This is a genomic window from Thalassotalea ponticola (assembly GCF_041379045.1).
GTDB classification, from domain to species: domain Bacteria; phylum Pseudomonadota; class Gammaproteobacteria; order Enterobacterales; family Alteromonadaceae; genus Thalassotalea_A; species Thalassotalea_A ponticola.
Window position 1 is genome coordinate 3,011,791 of sequence record NZ_CP166871.1, and the last position, 18,201, is coordinate 3,029,991.

At 44.5% G+C, this 18,201-nt stretch carries 13 protein-coding genes and 4 tRNA genes; 1 reads left to right on the plus strand and 16 read right to left on the minus strand.

Going from position 1 to position 18,201, the window contains the following annotated elements; all coding sequences use genetic code 11:
• Positions 1-74 precede the first annotated feature (74 nt).
• The 12 genes from rpsG to ACAY30_RS13275 all read right to left on the minus strand — a co-directional run bounded on the left by rpsG (position 75) and on the right by ACAY30_RS13275 (position 14,731).
• A complete protein-coding gene (rpsG, locus tag ACAY30_RS13220; RefSeq protein WP_290252155.1) occupies positions 75-548 on the minus strand; it encodes a 30S ribosomal protein S7 in 474 nt (157 codons plus the stop codon).
• 83 nt (positions 549-631) lie between these two features.
• Positions 632-1,006: a 30S ribosomal protein S12 gene (rpsL, locus tag ACAY30_RS13225; RefSeq protein WP_284243994.1), complete on the minus strand. Its 375-nt coding sequence runs from the start codon at positions 1,004-1,006 to the stop codon at positions 632-634.
• Between the two features lie 246 nt (positions 1,007-1,252).
• Positions 1,253-5,473, minus strand: coding sequence for a DNA-directed RNA polymerase subunit beta' (gene rpoC / locus ACAY30_RS13230; protein ID WP_290252154.1), 4,221 nt, complete (start codon positions 5,471-5,473; stop codon positions 1,253-1,255).
• A 76-nt stretch (positions 5,474-5,549) separates the two neighbouring features.
• On the minus strand, positions 5,550-9,578 hold the full coding sequence (rpoB, locus tag ACAY30_RS13235) for a DNA-directed RNA polymerase subunit beta (protein WP_290252153.1): 4,029 nt from the start codon (positions 9,576-9,578) through the stop codon (positions 5,550-5,552).
• A gap of 319 nt (positions 9,579-9,897) precedes the next feature.
• Complete coding sequence (gene rplL, locus ACAY30_RS13240; protein WP_290252152.1) at positions 9,898-10,263, minus strand: 50S ribosomal protein L7/L12; 366 nt, start codon at positions 10,261-10,263, stop codon at positions 9,898-9,900.
• A 78-nt stretch (positions 10,264-10,341) separates the two neighbouring features.
• Complete coding sequence (rplJ, locus tag ACAY30_RS13245; protein ID WP_290252151.1) at positions 10,342-10,836, minus strand: 50S ribosomal protein L10; 495 nt, start codon at positions 10,834-10,836, stop codon at positions 10,342-10,344.
• A 292-nt stretch (positions 10,837-11,128) separates the two neighbouring features.
• Complete coding sequence (rplA, locus tag ACAY30_RS13250) at positions 11,129-11,827, minus strand: 50S ribosomal protein L1 (protein ID WP_290252150.1); 699 nt, start codon at positions 11,825-11,827, stop codon at positions 11,129-11,131.
• Positions 11,828-11,830: 3 nt separating this feature from the next.
• Positions 11,831-12,259, minus strand: a complete 429-nt coding sequence (rplK, locus tag ACAY30_RS13255; protein ID WP_290252149.1) for a 50S ribosomal protein L11 — start codon at positions 12,257-12,259, stop codon at positions 11,831-11,833.
• Between the two features lie 354 nt (positions 12,260-12,613).
• A complete protein-coding gene (locus tag ACAY30_RS13260; protein ID WP_290252148.1) occupies positions 12,614-13,507 on the minus strand; it encodes a sulfite exporter TauE/SafE family protein in 894 nt (297 codons plus the stop codon).
• Between the two features lie 149 nt (positions 13,508-13,656).
• Positions 13,657-14,202 (minus strand): transcription termination/antitermination protein NusG, encoded by a 546-nt coding sequence (nusG, locus tag ACAY30_RS13265; protein ID WP_290252147.1) that lies wholly within the window; start codon positions 14,200-14,202, stop codon positions 13,657-13,659.
• A gap of 8 nt (positions 14,203-14,210) precedes the next feature.
• Positions 14,211-14,585 (minus strand): preprotein translocase subunit SecE, encoded by a 375-nt coding sequence (gene secE / locus ACAY30_RS13270; protein WP_290252146.1) that lies wholly within the window; start codon positions 14,583-14,585, stop codon positions 14,211-14,213.
• A 69-nt stretch (positions 14,586-14,654) separates the two neighbouring features.
• Positions 14,655-14,731: transfer RNA gene (locus tag ACAY30_RS13275), tRNA-Trp, on the minus strand.
• 534 nt (positions 14,732-15,265) lie between these two features.
• On the opposite strand from ACAY30_RS13275, the gene ACAY30_RS13280 reads away from it, so the two are divergent.
• Positions 15,266-16,102: a hypothetical protein gene (locus ACAY30_RS13280; RefSeq protein ID WP_371189931.1), complete on the plus strand. Its 837-nt coding sequence runs from the start codon at positions 15,266-15,268 to the stop codon at positions 16,100-16,102.
• Positions 16,103-16,473: 371 nt separating this feature from the next.
• On the opposite strand, the gene tuf is transcribed toward ACAY30_RS13280, so the two are convergent.
• From tuf to ACAY30_RS13300, 4 genes are all read right to left on the minus strand, one after another.
• Positions 16,474-17,658: an elongation factor Tu gene (tuf, locus tag ACAY30_RS13285; protein WP_371189930.1), complete on the minus strand. Its 1,185-nt coding sequence runs from the start codon at positions 17,656-17,658 to the stop codon at positions 16,474-16,476.
• Positions 17,659-17,883: 225 nt separating this feature from the next.
• A tRNA-Thr gene (locus tag ACAY30_RS13290) sits at positions 17,884-17,959 on the minus strand.
• Positions 17,960-17,974: 15 nt separating this feature from the next.
• Positions 17,975-18,049, minus strand: a tRNA-Gly gene (locus ACAY30_RS13295).
• Between the two features lie 26 nt (positions 18,050-18,075).
• A tRNA-Tyr gene (locus ACAY30_RS13300) sits at positions 18,076-18,160 on the minus strand.
• Between the last annotated feature and the right edge of the window lie 41 nt (positions 18,161-18,201).

Sequence of the window (18,201 nt, forward strand, 5' to 3'; positions counted from 1 at the left end):
ATTTTTTGGTCTAGAACTGACAGTTGAAAAACGAGAAAAGCGCAGCGGCTAACGCCGCTACGCTTAACATTATATTACCAACGGTAATGTGCGAATGCTTTGTTCGCTTCAGCCATTCTGTGAACGTCTTCACGTTTCTTCACAGCTGAACCTTTGTTTTCAGAAGCATCTAACATTTCGTTAGCTAGGCGTTGAGCCATTGATTTTTCACCACGTTTACGAGCAGCGTCAACTAACCAACGCATGGCTAGAGCGTTACGACGTACTGGACGTACTTCTACTGGAACCTGGTAAGTTGAACCACCAACACGACGAGATTTAACCTCTACGTGTGGACGGATGTTCTCAAGAGCGATTTCGAACAAGTCTAAGTGCTCTTTTTCCGGGTTTTTTTCAGCTAGAATGTCTAGTGCACCGTAAACAATTTTTTCTGCTACAGATTTTTTACCATCAACCATAAGGATGTTGATGAATTTTGCTAAAAGTTCGTTTTTAAACTTCGGATCAGGTAAAATTTTACGCTGACCTACAACACGTCTTCTTGGCATTGTCAATTCTCCGATTAGCTTCAGGATAATCCCAAAACAATTAAATATTAAAAGTTAGTTTGGCCTTACTTGACGGAGAACCGTTAAGATTTAGGGCGCTTAGCACCGTACTTAGAACGGCCTTGTCTACGATCGTTAACACCAGAACAATCTAGTGCACCACGAACGGTGTGATAGCGAACACCAGGTAAGTCTTTAACACGACCACCACGGATTAAGATAACGCTATGCTCTTGTAAGTTGTGACCTTCACCACCGATGTATGATGTAACTTCGTAGCCGTTAGTTAAACGAACACGAGCTACTTTACGTAGTGCTGAGTTAGGTTTTTTAGGTGTAGTAGTGTACACACGAGTACATACACCGCGACGTTGAGGACAGGCTTGTAACGCTGGAACGTTACTTTTCTGAACCTGCTTAACACGTGGCTTACGTACTAATTGGTTAATAGTTGCCATTATAGCTCCTGATTAGTTAAAACTGGTGAATCAATCCAGCGTCTTCGCTGATTTTGAACTCACCCTCATAAACGTGATAAAACCTTGCCATCACAGCAAGGTCGCAGAATTCTATTAGTGATGGGGGTCACTGTCAAGCAAAGAGTAAAAGATCAGCGATCTTTTTTGATCGAATATTAAACAAAAAGGGATCTAAACGATCCCTTTTTTTATTCATTTCGCCACGGCGGTTAACGCCGTACTGAATTATTCGTTATCCGTTAACGCGTCGGTATCAGAACCGCCTAACATTTCCGCATTTAATGCGTCAGTTAGTGCTTGTTCTGCATCTTCTGCTGAAACCGTTGCTTCTACAGGCACTTGAGCTGCCTTAGCTGCGCGGTTCTTGTGGTACGCATAACCGGTACCAGCTGGAATCAAACGACCAACAATAACGTTTTCTTTCAAACCGCGTAAGTCATCTTTCTTACCAGCAACAGCTGCTTCGGTAAGCACGCGCGTTGTCTCTTGGAACGATGCCGCTGAGATAAACGATTCTGTCGCTAGTGACGCTTTAGTGATACCCATTAGCATGGTTTGGAACTCAGCAGGTTTCTTACCTTCGGCTTCAAGTTCGCGGTTGGCGATTTTAACACGCGCAACTTCTACTTGTTCACCAGGTAGGAAATCACTGTCACCACCATCCATAATCTCACATTTGCGGATCATTTGACGAACGATAACTTCGATGTGCTTATCGTTGATCTTAACACCTTGTAAGCGATATACGTCTTGAACTTCGTTCACGATGTAATTGGCAACATCAGAAATACCGCGCAAACGCAGGATATCGTGTGGCGACTCAGGACCGTCAGCGATAACTTCACCTTTTTGTACAGCTTCACCTTCGAATACGTTAAGTTGACGCCACTTAGGAATCATCTCTTCGTATACATCACCGTTTGTTTGGGTGATTTGTAAGCGACGTTTACCTTTGGTTTCCTTACCAAAACCGATAATACCGGTTTTCTCAGCAAGAATTGCCGGCTCTTTCGGCTTACGCGCTTCGAACAAGTCAGCTACACGTGGTAGACCACCGGTAATATCACGAGTTTTTGACGACTCTTGAGGAATACGCGCTAACGCATCACCGATATTTACCGCAGAGCCATCTTCTAGGTTAACAATCGCGTTACCCGGTAAGAAGTACTGTGCCGGAATATCTGTACCAGCGATCATTACGTCATTGCCTTTGCCATCGACAAGTTTAACCATTGGGCGCATTTCTTTACCCGCTGATGGACGCTGACCGACATCGGTGATAACGATGCTTGATAGACCCGTTAACTCATCTGTTTGACGAGTCATGGTAACGCCTTCAACTAAGTCAACAAACTTGATCTTACCAGCAACCTCAGTGATGATTGGGTGAGTATGCGGATCCCAGTTTGCAACGGTTTCACCCGCTTCAATACTTTCGCCGTCACCTTTACCTAAAATCGCACCGTAAGGGACTTTATAACGCTCTTTCTCACGACCTAACTCGTCAATAACCGTTAGTTCAGATGAACGCGAGGTAATAACTAGCTTGCCGTCAGAGTTACTTACGAACTTCGCATTTTGTAACTTGATGGTACCGTTGTTCTTAACCTGAACACTGTTTTCTGCTGACGCTCGTGATGCCGCACCACCGATGTGGAACGTACGCATGGTAAGCTGTGTACCCGGCTCACCGATTGACTGAGCCGCTACAACACCGATTGCTTCACCTTCATTGATTAGGTGACCACGTGCTAAGTCACGACCGTAACACTGTGCACAAATACCGTAGTCAGTATCACAGGTGATGATTGAGCGAACCCAAACTTGGTCAACTGAGTTTTCTTCTAAGGTGTCACACTTCGCTTCGTCTAATAACGTGTTACGAGCAAACAACACATCTTCCGTACCCGGTACGAAGACATCTTGCGCAACAACACGACCTAGTACGCGCTCGCGCAATGGTTCTACAACGTCACCACCTTCGATAAGAGGTGTCATCAATAGACCTTCTTCAGTGCCACAGTCGTTTTCAGTAACAACCAAATCTTGTGCCACGTCAACGAGACGACGAGTCAAGTAACCCGAGTTCGCTGTTTTAAGTGCGGTATCGGCCAAACCTTTACGCGCACCGTGAGTTGAGATGAAGTACTGTAGTACGTTCAGACCTTCACGGAAGTTCGCGGTAATTGGTGTTTCGATGATTGAACCATCTGGTTTTGCCATTAGACCACGCATACCCGCTAGCTGACGAATCTGAGCCGCACTACCACGAGCACCCGAGTCAGCCATCATGTAGATCGAGTTAAACGAGTCTTGTGCTTCCATTTCGCCATCGCGATTTTCAACGTAATCTTTCGATAAGTTGTCCATCATCGCTTTCGAAACTTTTTCGTTGGCTGATGACCAAATATCGATAACTTTGTTGTATTTCTCACCCGCAGTTACAAGACCTGAGTCAAACTGAGATTGGATTTCTTCAACTTCTTTCTCAGCGGCTTCGATGATGGTGTATTTCTCATCTGGAATTACCATATCGTCGATACCAACTGACGCACCCGCGATCATCGCATAGTGGAAACCTGTGTACATAATGTGGTCGGCAAAGATAACGGTATCTTTAAGACCAAGGTTACGGTACGCATGGTTAATTAGGTTAGAGATTTGCTTCTTACCTAATGTGCGGTTGATGATCTCAAACGGTAGACCTTTAGGACATACCATCCACAAGATCGCACGACCAACTGTAGTGTCGATTAACGAGGTTTGCTCTTCGCCTTTTACAAGCTGGGTAATGCGCACTTTAACGCGCGAGTGAAGACCCGCTACTTCTGTGCGATACGCCTTTTCCGCTTCTTCAGGTGAGCCAAAAACCATACCTTCGCCTTTGCCGTTTACGCGGTCACGGGTAAGGTAGTACAAACCTAGTACAACGTCCTGTGAAGGTACGATGATTGGATCACCGTTCGCAGGAGATAGAACGTTGTTGGTTGACATCATTAGGGCACGTGCTTCTAATTGAGCTTCAATCGTCAACGGCACGTGAACAGCCATTTGGTCACCATCGAAGTCAGCGTTGTACGCCGCACACACTAGTGGGTGTAACTGAATCGCTTTACCTTCAATCAGTACCGGTTCAAACGCTTGGATACCCAATCTGTGAAGTGTCGGTGCACGGTTAAGCATTACCGGATGTTCACGGATAACTTCGTCAAGAACATCCCAAACCTCTGCCACTTCGCGCTCTACTAATTTCTTCGCCGCTTTGATTGTGGTTGCTAAACCGCGAGTTTCAAGCTTGCCGTAGATAAATGGCTTGAATAGTTCTAACGCCATCTTCTTCGGTAAACCACACTGGTGTAGACGAAGTGTAGGACCAACGGTAATTACAGAACGGCCTGAGTAGTCAACACGCTTACCAAGAAGGTTTTGACGGAAACGACCTTGCTTACCTTTGATCATATCAGCAAGTGATTTCAACGGACGCTTATTCGAGCCAGTGATGGCGCGACCGCGACGACCGTTATCTAATAGTGCATCAACAGACTCTTGTAGCATACGCTTTTCGTTGCGTACGATAATGTCTGGTGCAACTAAGTCTAATAGACGCTTCAAACGGTTGTTACGGTTGATTACACGACGGTATAAGTCGTTCAAATCAGACGTCGCAAAACGACCGCCATCTAGTGGAACTAGTGGACGTAGGTCTGGTGGAAGGATCGGTAGAACCGACATGATCATCCACTCAGGCTTATTACCTGATTGAGCGAAGGCTTCCATAAGCTTAAGACGCTTAGTGATCTTCTTGCGCTTGGTTTCGCTACCAATTTCAGGTAGTTCTTCACGCATCTGCTCAATTTCACCGAGTAAGTCAATTTCTTTTAACAAGGCTAAAATGGCTTCTGCACCCATTTTCGCATCGAACTCATCACCGTGCTCTTCTAACGCATCTAGATACTCTTCTTCAGTTAGAATTTGACCTGTTTCTAGCGTTGTCATACCCGCTTCGGTTACAACATACGATTCAAAATACAACACGCGCTCGATATCGCGCAATGTCATATCAAGCAATAAACCAATGCGAGACGGCAATGATTTTAAGAACCAAATGTGGGCTACTGGGCTAGCCAGTTCAATGTGACCCATACGGTCACGACGAACTTTAGTAAGCGTCACTTCAACGCCACATTTTTCACAAATAACACCGCGGTGCTTTAAGCGCTTATACTTTCCACATAAACACTCATAATCTTTTACTGGGCCGAAAATACGTGCACAGAAAAGGCCGTCGCGTTCTGGTTTGAACGTACGGTAGTTGATAGTTTCAGGCTTTTTAACTTCACCGTATGACCATGAACGGATCATATCTGGTGAAGCTAAACCGATGCGGATACCATCGAATTCTTCAGTTTGATTTTGTTGCTTAAGAAACTTAAGTAAATCTTTCACACTCTATCTCCTGTCGGAGTTAACATCTGGGAGGGTTTTCACCCTCCCGTTATATACTTTAACGAGAACCTAAGCTCTACTCTTCGTCCAACTCAATGTTGATACCTAGAGAGCGAATCTCTTTCAACAATACGTTGAATGATTCTGGCATGCCAGGTTCCATGCGATGGTCGCCATCAACAAGGTTTTTGTACATCTTCGTACGGCCGTTAACATCATCTGACTTAACTGTTAGCATTTCTTGTAGAGTATATGCGGCACCGTATGCTTCTAATGCCCACACCTCCATCTCACCGAAACGCTGACCACCGAACTGAGCTTTACCACCAAGTGGTTGCTGAGTAACAAGTGAGTAAGAACCAGTTGAACGAGCGTGCATCTTGTCATCAACCAAGTGGTTAAGTTTCAACATGTACATGTAACCAACAGTCACAGGACGCTCAAACGCGCGACCAGTACGACCATCATAAAGCGTGAATTGTCCGCTTTCTGGCATATCCGCTAGGCGGAATAGCTCTTTAATTTCTTTTTCTGCCGCACCGTCAAATGCTGGTGTTGCAATTGGTAAACCGGCTCTTAAGTTATTCGCAAGACGCATAACTTCATCGTCTGAGAAACTGTCAATATCAACATCTTGGCGAGATTCGCCAACCGCGTAGACATCTTTCAAGAAACTGCGAAGTTTGGCCAGCTCTTGCTGTTCTTTAATCATGCGATCGATCTTCTCACCGATACCGCGTGCCGCCATACCTAAGTGAGTTTCCAAGATTTGACCGATGTTCATACGCGACGGTACACCCAGTGGGTTAAGCACGATATCTACCGGCTCACCGTTTTCGTCGTAAGGCATGTCTTCAACCGGAACAACATTCGAGATTACACCCTTGTTACCGTGACGACCAGCCATCTTGTCACCAGGTTGTAATTGACGCTTAACGGCTAAGTAAACCTTAACGATCTTAAGCACGCCCGGCGCTAAATCATCACCTTGAGTGATCTTACGACGCTTGGTTTCAAACTTCTTATCGAAGTCGGCTTTAATCGCATCGTATTGCTCTGCGATTTGCTCAAGTTCAGTTTGCTGTGCTTCGTCAGCTAAACTTTGCGTCAACCACTGATCACGAGACATACCGTTAAGGTCGCTCTCGTTCATGCCTGCAGCCATTAACAGCTTCTTGGCACGAGCGTAGATACCGTCTTCTAGAATGCTAAATTCATCGCCTAAGTCTTTCTTGACTTCGCTCAGTTGCATCTCTTCAATTTCAAGTGCGCGCTTGTCTTTTTCAACACCGTCGCGAGTGAAAATTTGTACGTCGATGATGGTACCTGACACTGAGTTAGGTACGCGTAACGAACTGTCTTTTACGTCGGCAGCTTTTTCACCAAAGATTGCACGTAAAAGCTTCTCTTCAGGTGTTAGTTGAGTTTCGCCTTTCGGTGTTACTTTACCAACTAGGATGTCGCCACCCTTAACTTCAGCACCGATGTAAACAACACCAGACTCATCAAGTTTGCTAAGTGCTGATTCACCTACGTTCGGTATATCAGAGGTAATTTCTTCTGCACCGAGTTTGGTATCACGTGCGATACAGCTAAGCTCTTGAATGTGAATTGTGGTAAAGCGATCTTCCTTGGTTACACGCTCAGAGATCAACATCGAATCCTCGAAGTTGTAACCGTTCCAAGGCATGAATGCGATACGCATGTTTTGACCAAGAGCAAGTTCACCAAGGTCTGTTGAAGGACCATCAGCTAATACGTCACCGCGTTCTACCGGCTCACCAACTTTACAAGTTGGACGCTGGTTGATACACGTATTTTGGTTTGAACGCGTGTACTTGGTTAGGTTGTAGATATCAATACCTGCTTCACCTGGAACCATCTCACTTTCGTTTACGCGAACTACGATGCGCGAAGCATCTACGTAATCCACTACACCGCCACGCTTAGCTACGGCTGTAACACCAGAGTCTACTGCGATGGTTTTTTCCATACCTGTACCAACAAGTGGCTTATCAGCCTTCAATGTAGGTACCGCTTGACGTTGCATGTTCGCACCCATCAATGCACGGTTCGCATCATCGTGTTCAAGGAATGGAATAAGTGACGCAGCCACAGAAATAATTTGCTGTGGTGATACATCCATATACTGAACTTGATCAGATTGCATTAAGGTGAATTCGTTCTTGTGACGACATGGCACTAGGCCGTCAACAAGTTTGTTATCGGCATCAACTTCAGCGTTTGCCTGTGCAACTACGAAGTTACCTTCTTCAATCGCTGATAAATAATCGATATCATCAGTTACCACACCATCGACAACTTTGCGATAAGGCGTTTCAAGGAAACCGTAATCATTGGTACGAGCGTAACAAGATAACGAGTTAATCAAACCGATGTTTGGACCTTCCGGCGTTTCGATTGGACACACACGACCGTAGTGAGTTGGATGTACGTCTCGAACCTCAAAGCCTGCGCGTTCACGAGTTAGACCACCTGGGCCTAACGCTGAAATACGACGCTTGTGCGTTACTTCAGACAGCGGGTTGTTTTGGTCCATAAATTGTGACAATTGCGATGAACCAAAGAATTCTTTAACAGCGGCAGAGATAGGCTTAGCGTTAATTAAATCTTGTGGCATTACTGCATCAAGATCACCAAGAGATAAACGCTCACGAACCGCACGTTCTACACGTACAAGACCTACGCGGAACTGGTTCTCGGCCATTTCACCAACCGAACGAATACGACGGTTACCTAAGTGGTCGATATCGTCAACTTCACCTTTACCATCGCGAATCGTGATCAAGGTTTTCATCACGTCAATGATATCGTCGTTCGATAATACGCCTTCGCCAGTTGACTCATCACGGCCAACGCGACGGTTAAACTTCATACGACCAACATTTGACAGGTCATAGCGCTCTTCTGAGAAGAATAAGTTGTCAAAAAGCGCTTCCGCTGCTTCTTTCGTTGGCGGCTCACCTGGGCGCATCATACGGTAAATTTCAACTAGCGCCTCTAAGCGGTTAGTCGAACTATCGATACGCAATGTATCCGACATGTACGAGCCACAGTCGAATTCGTTCATGTACAAGGTTTCAAGCGACTTATAGCCAGCCTCAACTAACTCAGCAACTAACTCTAGGGTTAGTTCTGTGTTCGCTGCGGCAACTAGCTCGCCTGTGCTCTTGTTGACGTAGTCTTTGGCCAATACGCGACCAACAATGTAGTCTGCTGGTACGTCTAAAGTATTAACGTTTTCTTTTTCTAATGCACGGATATGACGAGCAGTAATACGACGGCCTTGTTCAACGAGCACATCACCGTTTGGCATTTTAATATCGAACGTTGCTGTTTCACCGCGAAGACGTTCTGGAACCAATTCCATAACCATCTTGCTTTTCTTAATATCGAAACGCGTGGTGCTGTAGAACATCGCCAGAATTTCTTCTGTGCTGTACTCAAGCGCACGTAAGATGATCGATGCAGGTAGCTTACGACGACGGTCAATACGAACAAATAGATTGTCTTTCGGATCAAACTCAAAATCTAACCACGAACCGCGGTAAGGAATTACGCGTGCGTTGTAAAGCACTTTACCCGATGAGTGAGTTTTGCCTTTGTCGTGATCAAAGAATACACCAGGTGAACGGTGTAACTGAGATACGATTACACGTTCCGTACCATTGATAACGAACGTACCGTTCTCTGTCATCAATGGGATTTCGCCCATGTAAACTTCTTGTTCTTTAATATCTTTAATGGTACCTGGCGCAGCTTCTTTATCGTAAATAACTAAACGCAAAGTAACGCGTAAAGCCGCTGAGTAGGTAACGCCACGGATTTGACATTCTTTCACATCAAATAGAGGCTCACCTAAGCGGTAACTTACGTATTGTAATTCTGAATTACCAGAATAACTTTTAATTGGAAATACACTACGGAATGCAGCTTCTAAACCAACTGTACCCATTTCATCGATATCAATAAACTTGCGGAAAGATTCGAGTTGGATAGACAACAGGAATGGATAATCCATTACCTGAGCGCTCTTACCAAAATCCTTTCGAATACGCTTCTTCTCAGAATAAGAGTAAACCATGGGTTCCTCATCTTGCTCGTTATGGCCAACCTGGCAGCCGGGTGGCATCGCCAGGAGTAAATCTCTTTAAATCTTAAGCAAATATCTCTTGGGTCATTTGCTTAAAACTCAGATATAGCTCTCACCGTAAACTGCGCTTTGATTGACTCAAAGAACGCAATGTTGTGATGTAAGAACTTGTATTCACGTTAAAAAAGACGATAACTTTAAACATTATCAACTAACCGTTTAAAAAACAATCTCTTTTAGCGCAAAAAGGCCGGTGACATTAGTCACCAGCCATTGCCTAAATTAGGCAGCTAATCTGTATGTATACAGATTACTTGATAGCAACAGTTGCGCCTGCTTCTTCAAGTTCAGCTTTAAGAGCTTCAGCTTCTTCTTTAGAAACGCCTTCTTTAAGAGCTTTAGGAGCTGATTCAACAACTTCTTTAGCTTCTTTAAGACCAAGACCAGTAGCACCACGTACTGCTTTGATAACAGCAACTTTGTTGCCACCGAAGCTTTCTAGAACTACGTCGAACTCAGTTTGTTCTGCAGCAGCAGCACCTGCGTCAGCAGCAACTGCAACAGCAGCAGCAGCAGAAACGCCGAACTTCTCTTCCATTGCTTCGATAAGTTCAACAACTTCCATTACTGACATTTCAGCAACAGCATTTAAGATATCGTCTTTAGAGATAGACATAATCATCTTTCCTATAAAATTTAAACAGCCAACACGCTGTTAGATAAAAAACTATATAAATACAAGCTAACAGCGCAATTAAGCTGCTTCTTGCTCTTTCTGATCGCGAATTGCAGCAATAGTGCGTACAAGTTTGCCAGCAGATGCTTCTTTCATTGCGCTCATCAAGCGTGCAATTGCTTCGTCGTAAGTAGGTAGCTTAGCTAGTACTTGTACGTCAACAACTTCACCTTCGTATGCAGCAGTTTTCAGTTCAAAGATTGCGTTTTCTTTAGCGAAATCATTGAAGATACGCGCTGCAGCACCTGGGTGCTCGCTTGAGAATGCGATTAATGAAGGACCTACGAATGATTCTTTCAAACATTCGAATGGAGTACCTTCAACTGCGCGACGTGCTAACGTGTTACGAACGACTTTCATCCATACACCGTTTTCACGAGCTTGCTTACGCAATGCAGTAATCGCTTCAACTGTTACACCGCGCGAGTCGGCAACAACAGCTGAAAGAGCGCCAGAGGCAGCTTCTTGAACTTCAGCAACAATTGCTTTTTTATCATCAAGATTAATAGCCATTGGCTTTAACTCCTGGTTCACCGGATAACCGGTATTTAACTCTCCTAAAACGCACGCGTCTTAGGCCTCTACGGCGAGAGCCAGAAATTTAGGAAAATATCTGGGTAATCACCATCTACGTAGGAAATTAAGCTGTGTTAATCACACTCATGAAGTGCTTAAGATCTCAACAACACCTACGGTCTTTGACGGGAGCTGAACAGTGTTTACATTGTAAACCGCGTTGTTCAACACCTACCAAAAATTTAGGGGGCGAATTATAGATTAAAATTCACCCACTGTAAACGCTTTATTAGATGTCTGACAAAGAGTTTTGAGCGATAGTTACACCAGCGCCCATAGTCGTTGAAAGAGATACCTTCTTGAAGTAAGCGCCTTTTGCTTGTGCAGGCTTAGCTTTCTTAAGCGCAGCTAGCAATGCAACTAGGTTTTCTTCAATTTGGTTAGCGTCGAAATCTACCTTACCGATAGTAGAATGGATGATACCATTCTTGTCGTTGCGGTAACGGATCTGACCAGCTTTTGCGTTCTTAACAGCAGTAGCTACGTCTGGAGTTACAGTACCAACTTTAGGGTTTGGCATTAGACCACGTGGACCTAATACTTGACCTAGTTGACCTACAACACGCATCGCATCTGGAGTTGCGATAACAACGTCGAAGTTCATTTCGCCAGCTTTTACTTGCTCAGCTAGATCTTCCATACCAATGATGTCTGCACCAGCTTCTTTAGCTAGTTCTACGTTTGCGCCCTGTGTGAACACAGCAACACGAACGTCACGGCCAGTACCGTGAGGTAGTACAGTTGCACCACGAACGTTTTGGTCAGATTTACGAGCGTCGATGCCTAGCTTAACAGCAACATCTACAGACTCTTTGAAGTTAGCTGTAGCTAACTCTTTCAATAAAGCGATTGCTTCATTGATTTCGTATTCTTTCAATACGTCTACTTTTTCACGGATTAGACGAGCGCGTTTTGATAATTTAGCCATTGATTAGTCCTCTACTACCAAACCCATTGCACGAGCTGAACCTGCAATAGTACGCACAGCCGCTTCCATTGAACCAGCAGTTAAGTCTGGCTCTTTCATCTTAACGATTTCTTCAAGTTGAGCTGTTGTAACAGTACCAACTTTTTCAGTGTTAGGACGACCTGAACCGCTCTTGATACCAGCAGCTTTCTTAAGTAAGTAAGAAGCAGGTGGAGTCTTAGTTTCAAAAGTGAAAGAGCGATCGTTGTAAACTGTGATTACAACTGGAACTGGAGCGCCTTTATCTAAAGAATCTGTACGTGCGTTAAACGCTTTACAGAATTCCATGATGTTTACACCATGTTGACCTAGAGCAGGACCAACTGGTGGTGACGGGTTAGCTGCACCAGCAGCAACCTGTAGCTTGATTAAAGCTTGGACTTTCTTAGCCATTGTTTAATACCTTTAGTTTGGGTGATAACGCTGAAACAATTCAGCTCCCCGGTTAATAAAAACGATTTTACTTGCGTTAAATAAAATCGGCAGCGGATTATATATTAATCAATGAACAATAAGCAAGCACGGACGACATTTTTTTAATTCGCCGTTGGTGACAAGGTACTAAGGACTTAGCTCAGGTGGGTAAATATTCGCGTGATGGCTCCTGAAAATCATTGTTTTGACAACGCTTTAGAGCCGATTAATAGGGATAAACTGCTGTTATTACGTTGGCCGATATAGGCCCAATTAATGTCTCGAAATCGAACTAATCCCCAGTCTGTCAGGCTATTTCTAGCGGTACAATAATTAAGCGATACCGGCGATGCCCACGAGTAGAATCCAGCTACCGAGAAATAGCTTAAGCCGCTGTGCGCCGAGCCACAGTGCTAAATAGCGAGCTAATAACGCGCCAACCATCGCACCGGGTGCAGCAAACATTAACACCTGCGTGTTGATTAGAGACAATTCGATAAAATAAGGTACGCCACAGATCACGGAAATTGCCGAGACAATAACCCCGGTGGCGACGGAAAACATCACAGAAAAGCCGCGGATTAACAAGATAACCGCGACAATTTCACCGACGCCAACCGAAATCCACGCGGTAATAATACCACCGATAAAACTAACAAAGGCAATTAAGGCGACTTCTTTCGCCGTGAGCGTTTTTGCGCCTCGATGCGTGGAGCGCTTATTCAAATAGGCACAGTGGTACAAAACGACTATGCCAAACACCAATGAAAACACACTGAATATCAGATTGATTGATGCAACTGGTGCAATCGGTAAATACTGGACTAGCAATAGACCCGCAATCGAAAACGGCACACTTGCCAATAAGGCTTGATAAAGCAGATTTACCCGCTCGACTCTCTGCTTACTGTTTGAATTAAAAAAGAGCAACCAAGATATACTGCCAACCGTCATGCCAAAGCATTGAATAGCAAAACTGGTGGCAATCACTTGGTCAATGTGCATGCCGATGGCATCAAAGAATGGCACAAACACCACACCACCACCGGCCCCGGTTGAATTGGCCGCTATCGCGCCGCCTATACCCAGAAAGAAGAATGCAAAGTAATCACTTACTAACGTACCGATATTTGGCTGTACACTCAGCACCGCCCCCCAAGCGATAAATACAGTGATAAGGGAGGCCGCAATGTATTGCGTGCGATTAGTGAATAATTGGGAAATCATAGCAAATAGAGATACGTCAAAAAACTAGGCCGACAAGGCGATGATAATTGATGTAGTGCCATTACGCAATTAGCGAGGCGTAAGTTCAGTGTTCATCGTACAGATACAAAAAAGCCGTGCTTAGCACGGCTTTTTCATCGATAACTCGACTAGGTTTTCTCAACCTGAGAAAACTCCAGTTCAACAGGGGTTGAACGACCGAAAATCGATACCGATACTTTGATTCGGCTTTTTTCGTAATCCAACTCTTCAACCACACCGTTAAAGTCAGCGAATGGACCGTCGATAACACGTACCACTTCGCCTGGTTCGAATAAGGTTTTTGGACGTGGCGCTTCTGAAGACTCATCAAGACGCTGTAAAATACGATCCGCTTCGGCTTTAGTAATTGGTGCTGGACGATCTGACGTCCCACCAATAAAGCCCAGTACGCGAGGTACGCTTTTTACTAAGTGCCACGCTTCTTCATCCATAGCCATTTCAACTAACACGTAGCCAGGGAAGAATTTGCGCGCACTTTTGCGTTTTTGACCAGCACGCATTTCAACAACTTCTTCGGTCGGCACTAATACCTGGCCAAACTTGTCTTCCATGCCATGGATTTTAATATGCTCTAAAAGCGTTTTTTGAACGCGGGCTTCGTAGCCAGAAAAAGCTTGAACTACATACCATCTTAATTTGATTTCTTCAGACATTAGTGCACCTATAGCGAAGTAATAAAGCTTACGATTTCATATAATAGACTATCTAGTCCCCAAAGAATCAGTGACATAATTAATGTTGCAACGATAACAATACCGGTTGTCTGCATAGATTCTTGTTTTGTAGGCCATACAACTTTGCGTACTTCAGTACGAGATTCCTTAGCAAAACTAAAAAACGCTTTACCCTTTTCGGTTTGCAAAGCGATAATTGCAGCAATAGCAACTGCGGCAACAACTCCTAACGCACGGAATAATACCGACTCTTCACCAAAGTAGTAGTTGCCGAACACGGCACCACCTAAAAGTAGAAAAACAACAATCCACTTAACTGTATCTAGAGAACCACCTTGTGAGGTTTCTGTACTTGCATTCATAACTTCTGACCTGTTCCTGTCAACATCAAGACAAACGCACCTCGCTCCTATAGCGAGATTGAAAATATTTGGCAGGGGTGGAGAGACTCGAACTCCCAACCGTCGGTTTTGGAGACCGCCGTTCTACCAATTGGAACTACACCCCTAAATCTTTGTGGTACCTCGATGGTACCGATACACTTATCATGTGTTTTTTCTGCGCTTTCGAAGGGAAAATTGAGAATTACATGAGAAGTGAACGGTTATTATACTTAGCTTATCCAATTACTCAAGATTTAATTGTCGTTCGATACCGCTAAAGTGTGATGTTTTTGTAAACCGAGAACGCGATATACAAAAGGGTAAAGTCTTACTGCAGTACGTGCGATGTACAACGCCAGATAAGATAGAGCCAAGAGACGAAAGGGGTTGTCTTTGGCAAAACACAAACAGCGCCTGTTAACGGAGTGTGCCTTGGCCACCGCTCTTTAATACATAGGTTTAATCATTGATTGGATTTGTTACTGTATCTATTGTCTTTGCCTATGATATTGCTCTTAGCTATGCCCTCTTCTCGTCAACATCAGTAACGCATAAGTTATGACCTGATAGACGATTTTACCAAGATCATTTGGACTATTGCCACCCACCACAAAAAGCAGTAACGTACTAATAATTAAAACGAAAAATAACAAGGATGTATGATGCAAAAAGCAATTATTGCCATTTTGATAGCCGCGCTTTACGGTTGCGGTGGCGGCGATAGCACCGACACGGTTAGCGCCAAAACGCCTAATTATCCCGATTATACGCCAAGTATTTCTCAACTAGCAGGGGTTTGGGATTCGTCAGCGCAAATCGATGGATTAGTTGACGTAGCCTACATGGTATTTCGCAGCAACTACAGTGCAGAATTTTACGATTACCTCGGTGATGAATATGACCTAGGAGAAGACTGCTATTACACAGGTGAATCAATAGAAAACGAGCTAAATGTTAGCCTGTATACCCAACTGGTCGACTTAGACGATGGATATTACGATTTGATCACCGTTACGGAAGATCTGTACGTCGATTACCACGGCACGGCTAGCGTGTTGGGTCAGTATACGTTAGAAGATGAAGATACCTTAACAGTAACAGTCTTCTCAACCAATCTGATATTACATTCAGCAGCTGACGAGGTTATTTATTATGAGACTATGACGGTGGATACTCCCAACCAACGGAGCTTTGAACTTTTCGAAAATGGTGAATATTTTGATGTTGTATTAACTCGCTCCAACAGCGATGCTGCTTGGCAAGTCGACAGTGGCTTTTACTATGATATGGCCTACTTAATCGATACTGCTGAAGATTATCAACTGACAAGCATGTACCAACGCAGTGACAAGCGCGAAAGCGATCTAAGCCCGGTTTGCAGTGGCGCATCGTATGCCATTGCACAACCTCTAGCCAATAGTGACGGCCAAGTGCGTGACAATCGCAACGCAAAGCTGGCGACCAAGCTGAAGCGGTTGAGCAAATACGCATACTAACGCTTAGTACAAACATACAAAAAGAGCAGCCGTGAAGCCGGCCGTACATACAAAAAGAGCAGCCAATGGCTGCTCTTTTCAGGTTTAGTGTTTAAAAATCATTATTCAATGATTTTAGATAAACCGCCACGGAAGGTGAGAATGCAAAAAACGCAGGAGCAGTTTTTTGTCAACACCAGCACCTACTGTACAGGTTAACCATCAATGGTTAATCCAAATACCTGAGGCATTTGGCAAATTCTGGAAAATTGTCCACTAGGACATTTTTCTAATCGAATTTGTCATCACGGAACTCCGTGAAGTCGTACGTACTTTTGTCGGCGTAAAAAAAAGGTCGCAAATGCGACCTTCTTTTTTAGCTATTTCAAAAATTATTCAATAATTTTTGATACAACGCCAGCGCCTACAGTACGGCCGCCTTCACGGATAGCGAAGCGTAAACCTTCGTCCATCGCGATTGGGTTGATTAGCTCAACAACAAACTTTAAGTTGTCGCCTGGCATTACCATTTCTACACCTTCTGGTAACTCAACTGCACCAGTGATGTCCGTTGTACGGAAGTAGAACTGTGGACGGTAGCCTTTGAAGAATGGCGTGTGACGACCACCTTCATCTTTAGTTAGTACGTATACTTCTGACTCGAACTTAGTGTGAGGAGTGATTGAACCTGGCTTAGCAAGTACTTGACCACGTTGTACTTCATCACGCTTAGTACCACGAAGAAGAACACCACAGTTTTCACCAGCACGACCTTCGTCAAGAAGCTTACGGAACATCTCAACACCTGTACAAGTTGTTGAAGTAGTGTCTTTGATACCAACGATTTCTACGTCGTCACCTACACGGATGATACCACGCTCAACACGACCTGTTACAACAGTACCACGACCTTGGATTGAGAATACGTCTTCAATCGGAAGGATGAAGTCACCGTCAATCGCACGCTCTGGCTCTGGGATGTAAGTGTCTAAGTGGTTCGCTAGCTCAAGGATTTTCTCTTCCCACTGAGCTTCGCCGTTCAATGCACCTAGTGCTGAACCTTGAACTACTGGTAAGTCATCACCTGGGAAGTCGTACTCAGATAGAAGTTCACGTACTTCCATTTCTACTAGCTCTAGAAGCTCTTCGTCGTCTACCATGTCACATTTGTTCATGAATACGATGATGTAAGGTACACCAACCTGACGAGAAAGTAGGATGTGCTCACGTGTTTGTGGCATTGGACCATCAGTTGCTGCAACTACTAAGATCGCGCCGTCCATTTGAGCAGCACCAGTGATCATGTTTTTAACGTAGTCGGCGTGGCCTGGACAGTCTACGTGCGCGTAGTGACGGTCAGCTGTGTCGTACTCGATGTGAGAAGTATTGATTGTGATACCACGCTCACGCTCTTCTGGAGCGTTATCGATTTGTGCGAAATCACGAACTTCACCACCGTGAGTTTTAGTTAAAACTGCAGAGATAGCAGCAGTTAGAGTTGTTTTACCGTGGTCAACGTGGCCGATTGTACCAACGTTAACGTGCGGTTTCGAACGTTCAAATTTTTCTTTTGCCATTTTCAATTACCTTTAAAGTACAAAACAATAGTTTGCATAGCGCGTTATCAATTGACACTGTTGTTACAGATCGAAAATTCACGCTGTTTTCAGATTCAGGCCTGTATTAATCACTAAATCTCTTGTATTCATAGGCAAGAGAAAATCAACACACCCTAAAATGTTTCGCGTTAAAAACAAAGAATAGACGGACTAGGAAGGTTCTTCAAAAAAGCGAGTCAGGAGTGGTGCTAATGGGGAGATTCGAACTCCCGACCTCACCCTTACCAAGGGTGCGCTCTACCAACTGAGCTACATCAGCATCCTGAATTCCAAATGGAGCGGGTGACGGGAATCGAACCCGTTTCTCTAGCTTGGAAGGCTAGGGTAATAGCCAGTATACGACACCCGCGCGTCTATCTGCTATCTAGCGAAATATGGTGGAGGGAGGTGGATTCGAACCACCGAAGGCAGAGCCGTCAGATTTACAGTCTGATCCCTTTGGCCACTCGGGAACCCCTCCAAAATTCTTTCGTCACCAACGTTTAGGAACGAGGTGAGTTA

Coding starts and splice junctions, on each gene's coding strand:
- rplA (WP_290252150.1), bottom strand. CDS start 11,827: ATGGCTAAATTATCAAAACGCGCTCGTCTAATCCGTGAAAAAGTAGAC.
- rplL (WP_290252152.1), bottom strand. CDS start 10,263: ATGTCTATCTCTAAAGACGATATCTTAAATGCTGTTGCTGAAATGTCA.
- rpsL (WP_284243994.1), bottom strand. CDS start 1,006: ATGGCAACTATTAACCAATTAGTACGTAAGCCACGTGTTAAGCAGGTT.
- rplJ (WP_290252151.1), bottom strand. CDS start 10,836: ATGGCTATTAATCTTGATGATAAAAAAGCAATTGTTGCTGAAGTTCAA.
- rpoB (WP_290252153.1), bottom strand. CDS start 9,578: ATGGTTTACTCTTATTCTGAGAAGAAGCGTATTCGAAAGGATTTTGGT.
- tuf (WP_371189930.1), bottom strand. CDS start 17,658: ATGGCAAAAGAAAAATTTGAACGTTCGAAACCGCACGTTAACGTTGGT.
- ACAY30_RS13280 (WP_371189931.1), top strand. CDS start 15,266: ATGATGCAAAAAGCAATTATTGCCATTTTGATAGCCGCGCTTTACGGT.
- secE (WP_290252146.1), bottom strand. CDS start 14,585: ATGAATGCAAGTACAGAAACCTCACAAGGTGGTTCTCTAGATACAGTT.
- rplK (WP_290252149.1), bottom strand. CDS start 12,259: ATGGCTAAGAAAGTCCAAGCTTTAATCAAGCTACAGGTTGCTGCTGGT.
- rpsG (WP_290252155.1), bottom strand. CDS start 548: ATGCCAAGAAGACGTGTTGTAGGTCAGCGTAAAATTTTACCTGATCCG.
- nusG (WP_290252147.1), bottom strand. CDS start 14,202: ATGTCTGAAGAAATCAAATTAAGATGGTATGTAGTTCAAGCTTTTTCT.
- ACAY30_RS13260 (WP_290252148.1), bottom strand. CDS start 13,507: ATGATTTCCCAATTATTCACTAATCGCACGCAATACATTGCGGCCTCC.